Annotated in this window: 1 protein-coding gene; it reads left to right on the forward strand. The window is 35.8% G+C overall.

From position 1 onward, the window contains the following. Positions 1 to 486 precede the first annotated feature (486 nt). Positions 487 to 3,235: YSIRK-type signal peptide-containing protein (locus tag ACQV2G_RS08950; protein ID WP_428876631.1), on the forward strand; the 2,749-nt coding region annotated here is incomplete at its 3' end.

Raw genomic sequence — 3,235 nt, forward strand, 5'->3', positions numbered from 1 at the left:
TGAATAGATTCTCCTTGTGCTAGTGCTGTGAATCATTTTGTGTTAAAGTCTTCCAAATGGGAGCTCCTGTCTATGATTGTTTCGTTGGTATTACAACCCTACAAAAGTGAGGTCTCTTTTTCTACGGAGACTCGGAGCTTACAAAAAATATTTTACGCTAAATGAGCGGCATGTCTTCGGCTGAACACCAAATCTATACCACTCAATTAGCCGCTTAAATTTAAATTCCAACCTCTGGGGGTTCACATCAAAGAGTTGGGCCTTCTAGTGGCTTTTGTACCAACCTCATTGAAACTCGAGAATAGTAATACTCTCATAAAATGCCGATGCTGAAAACTTAATAAATAGAGATCTTTTTTTATTGAGACTGGATATTATACAATAAATCTTAACTATCCCAAAAACACACATATAGTTATAATATGGTAGAAATTTTTATAATAATAGTATACAATTAATATGTAAAAATTTTAAAGGGGTGATTCTTTGTTAGGAAAAAGAAATAAATTTATGAATCAAAGAAAATTAATGAATAAAACTAATAAATATTCTATTAGGAAATTTGCTTTTGGTTCATGTTCGGTACTCATTTCATCACTATTCATTCTTAGTGGTGTCAATACTATTAGTGTTTCAGCTGAAAATCTAACTTCAGCAAGTTCTGAAGAATTAGATGTAGTTGAAATAGGGAATAGTAATCAAAACGAGGGATTGGGAATTGATCCGGCATTAGAAGCTGATTTGTCAGCTACTGAAGATCCATCTAAAGTTGAAGAAACAGCTGTTGATTCTCCAACAGAAGGTGAAGAAACGGTAGTTGAACCAGCACAAAAAACATCAACAAAAGCTAATGTTTCAGCGAAGGAACTTGTCTCTGAACCAGTTGTGGTTGAAAAGGCAGTTAACTTAGCTTTTAATGCTGACAACACTGAGCTTACAGGTCAAGCAAAAGGCCAAAGCGTGGAGCTTAAATTAGCTGGCGGGACAATTTTGACAACTCCAGTAGAAGCAGGCTCTTTTAAATTCAGTGATTTAACAGTATCCAGTGAGGAAATTGTTGAAGTAACTGTGATTGGAGAAAATGAGGTTCGTAGTGAAACAGTACAGGTTAAAGCTAAAGAAATAGTTGAGAAAGCTACCAATGTATATTTTAATATCAGTAATACTGAAATAACAGGTCAAGCAAAAGGCCAAAGCGTAGAGCTTAAATTAGCTGACGGATCAATTTTAACAGCTCCAGTAGAAGCTGGTTCTTTTAAATTCACCAATTTATCTGTAGATAGCATGGATGTCGTAGAAGTTGTTGTAATCAGTGAGTCAGGAAAACGTAGTGAAGCAGCAAAAGTGGGAGCTAACTCTTTGGTTGGATCTTCAGAAATTCAAACTAATTTGCAAAAAAGTGCAATTTATTCTCCGGGAGATTCGACTAAAAACCAGACATATAGTGGTATTGCTTGGGTTTATAAAAATGGAGGAATTCACGATACTAATCAAGATGATGCTGAGCGAATAGCGGGTGTAAAAGTTTATTTACAGTGGGTTAATGGAGCAGGACATGTATCAAATGTTTATTACACTACTACTAATCCAGACGGTACATTTGCTATAGATTTATCCAAGCCCGAAGTAGATTCTAAAGGAAATGAATATAGTTTTAAATTAGCTGGAGATGGCAAATTTTCTATTAGAACTTGGGTAGAAAACCCTGATCCTGATAAATACAATGTTATTAAGCACGGAGACCATATGACAGGGTTTCATGATAGGTTAGACCGAAAGAACGAGTCGTGGGATTTTACAGCTGGAATAAATAGAATAGTAAATTCACAAGTAGTTTTGCAAGAAAAACCTAATTTGAAAGATTATTTACACAAACCTGAAGCAGATCATACATTGCCTCCAAGTGAGGATGGAATATTTGCAGATCAAGGCATTTATGGAACTGTCAGAGGGAATGTTTGGTATGACTTACGAGATTCAGAGGGTTCATTAGCAGGTGGTTGGATTAAAAATAAATGGGATATAAATGCAACCGGTGTTAAAATTGCTGCTTCTTATGTGAATGATGAAGTCGCTAAGCTTTTTGATGTTTGGAAGAAAGAACATCCAAACTACACTCTTGAAGAATTTAAGACGGCTCAAGCTAATATCATTTCTGTTTATGAAACTGCCAATGGGAAAGGATCTCATTTAGCTGAAACAGTTGTTGCAAAAGTTAACACAGATGGAAGCTATTATATTCCGTTTAAGGGATTATATGGTATTAGTCCCTATAAAAAAAATAGTGGTGCTCAAATTTCTTGGACAGTCTCTGATGAGGAGTTTGGGAAATTAGTTTCTGACGAAGACGTTTCTCATAACGATTTAAGAGCATGGAATGGAACAATAGGATTAAAGCATAGACATATTAACCAGGATTATATGTATGTATCTGCATTATTAAATGACTATGCGGTATGGAGTAACTCTGCACAAACCAATATGTTTCAAAATTTAGATGGAAAAGGTGATTTTTCTCCAATTGTTTTAGCTTCAAGCAATATTAGTAAAGTTAACTTTGCATTTATTGCACCACAGCCAATGCATAGTGTATTAGAATATGATACTGCTCAAAACTTTGCTAAAGAAGGCGAAACAGTAAGTACAGCAACAGGTGGTTTATTACCAAGTAGAGAGTATCAAGTTCAGTGGTTTAAAGATGGCGTTGCATATGGGACAGCTAGAAACTTTGTATCTAATGTGGATGGTTCTTACGGTAGTTATTCAATAGTAGTTCCAAAGATTGATAAATTGACTAGATTCACTTCAGCAATTTTTCTCCCAGGAGAGGATACAAGCTCTTTAAATACTGCTCTAGCAGCAGATTCGTTTTTAGCAGAACCAGACAGTACACCTCCAAAAATTACACAGATTGAAGATCAAACTGTGACCGAAGGTAATAGTATCACAGATATTCTTGTTGAAACAGATGATGAAAAGGCAGAAGTTACAGTTAATAACTTACCAAAAGGAGTGACCTATGATCCTAAGACAAGAAAAATCAGTGGAACTCCAGAAGTAACAGATTGGAACGATTCTTCAGAGGACCCAACAAATTGGGAAGAAGAACGCAAATTCATTGTTACAGTAGCAGCTAAAGACCAAGCAGGAAACACTTCAACGGAAGAGTTCACTATTACCGTTCAACGCGATACAGATGGCGATGGAGATCCTGATATAACAGATCCAGATGATG

This window comes from Facklamia sp. P12955 (assembly GCF_050409565.1).
GTDB lineage: Bacteria > Bacillota > Bacilli > Lactobacillales > Aerococcaceae > Facklamia.